The following is a 2,362-nucleotide window of genomic DNA, read 5'->3' as shown; positions in this document are numbered from 1 at the left end:
GGTGTAGTGGCATGTTCTGGACCCGAAGCGGAGTGATCTACCCATGGCCAGGGTGAAGCGCGGGTAAGACCGCGTGGAGGCCCGAACCCACTTAGGTTGAAGACTGAGGGGATGAGCTGTGGGTAGGGGTGAAAGGCCAATCAAACTCCGTGATAGCTGGTTCTCCCCGAAATGCATTTAGGTGCAGCGTTGCGTGTTTCTTGCCGGAGGTAGAGCTACTGGATGGCCGATGGGCCTCACCAGGTTACTGACGTCAGCCAAACTCCGAATGCCGGTAAGACAAAAGCGTGGCAGTGAGACGGCGGGGGATAAGCTCCGTGCGTCGAGAGGGAAACAGCCCAGATCGCCGACTAAGGCCCCTAAGCGTGTGCTAAGTGGAAAAGGATGTGCAGTCGCGAAGACAACCAGGAGGTTGGCTTAGAAGCAGCCACCCTTGAAAGAGTGCGTAATAGCTCACTGGTCAAGTGATTGTGCGCCGATAATGTAGCGGGGCTCAAGCACACCGCCGAAGTCGCGGCATCCGCAAGGATGGGTAGGGGAGCGTCCTGCATCCGGTGAAGCAGCCGAGTGATCGAGTTGTGGAGGGTGTGGGAGTGAGAATGCAGGCATGAGTAGCGAATAGGCAAGTGAGAACCTTGCCCGCCGAAAGACCAAGGGTTCCTGGGGCAGGCCAGTCCGCCCAGGGTGAGTCGGGACCTAAGGCGAGGCCGACAGGCGTAGTCGATGGACAACGGGTTGATATTCCCGTACCCGTGTGTGTGCGTCCGTGATGAATCCATTGTGCTAACCATCCAAATGGCACGTGATGATCCTTTCGGGGATCACGTGTTGCCGGCTGCGTGGGACCCTGGTGGGTAGTAGTCAAGCGATGGGGTGACGCAGGAAGGTAGCCGTACCGGTCAGTGGTAATACCGGGGTAAGCCTGTAGGACGAACGATAGGCAAATCCGTCGTTCACATGTCTGAGAGGTGATGCATAGCCGAGTGAGGCGAATTCGGTGATCCTATGCTGCCAAGAAAAGCCTCTAGCGAGTGCACACATGGCCCGTACCCCAAACCAACACAGGTGGTCAGGTAGAGAATACTAAGGCGTACGAGTTAACTATGGTTAAGGAACTCGGCAAAATGCCCCCGTAACTTCGGGAGAAGGGGGACCTCCATACCGTCAAGGCACATGCTGCCGGCAGCGGGAGGGGGTGGCACAAACCAGTGAGAAGCGACTGTTTACTAAAAACACAGGTCCGTGCGAAGTCGCAAGACGATGTATACGGACTGACGCCTGCCCGGTGCTGGAAGGTTAAGAGGACCTGTTAACTCCTTCGGGGGTGAAGCGGAGAATTTAAGCCCCAGTAAACGGCGGTGGTAACTATAACCATCCTAAGGTAGCGAAATTCCTTGTCGGGTAAGTTCCGACCTGCACGAATGGCGTAACGACTTCTCAACTGTCTCAACCATAGACTCGGCGAAATTGCACTACGAGTAAAGATGCTCGTTACGCGCGGCAGGACGAAAAGACCCCGGGACCTTCACTACAACTTGGTATTGGAGTTCGGTACGGTTTGTGTAGGATAGGTGGGAGACTGTGAAGCGCACACGCCAGTGTGTGTGGAGTCGTTGTTGAAATACCACTCTGATCGTATTGGGCTTCTAACCTCGGACCGTCTATCCGGTCCAGGGACAGTGCCTGGTGGGTAGTTTAACTGGGGCGGTTGCCTCCTAAAATGTAACGGAGGCGCCCAAAGGTTCCCTCAACCTGGACGGCAATCAGGTGTTGAGTGTAAGTGCACAAGGGAGCTTGACTGCGAGACGTACATGTCGAGCAGGGACGAAAGTCGGGACTAGTGATCCGGCACCCCCGAGTGGAAGGGGTGTCGCTCAACGGATAAAAGGTACCCCGGGGATAACAGGCTGATCTTCCCCAAGAGTCCATATCGACGGGATGGTTTGGCACCTCGATGTCGGCTCGTCGCATCCTGGGGCTGGAGCAGGTCCCAAGGGTTGGGCTGTTCGCCCATTAAAGCGGCACGCGAGCTGGGTTTAGAACGTCGTGAGACAGTTCGGTCTCTATCCGCCGCGCGCGTCAGAAACTTGAGGAAACCTGTCCCTAGTACGAGAGGACCGGGACGGACGAACCTCTGGTCTACCAGTTGTCCCACCAGGGGCACCGCTGGATAGCTACGTTCGGACAGGATAACCGCTGAAAGCATCTAAGCGGGAAACCTCTTCCAAGACCAGGTTTCTCACCCTTTTAGAGGGATAAGGCCCCCCGCAGACCACGGGATCGATAGACCAGACCTGCACACTTAGCAATAAGTTTAGGGAACTGGCACTAACCGGCCGAAAACTTACACACACCCAAAAAA

1 rRNA gene is annotated in these 2,362 nt (G+C 55.9%); it reads left to right on the top strand.

Annotation, left to right across the window (positions count from 1 at the left end):
• Positions 1-2,352, top strand: a 23S ribosomal RNA gene (locus tag ACJH7A_RS30290); the annotation flags it as partial.
• Positions 2,353-2,362: the final 10 nt, after the last annotated feature.

It is taken from the genome of Mycobacterium sp. SMC-17 (genome assembly GCF_045310915.1).
GTDB lineage: Bacteria > Actinomycetota > Actinomycetes > Mycobacteriales > Mycobacteriaceae > Mycobacterium.
This window is presented reverse-complemented; position numbering and strand designations above follow the sequence as displayed.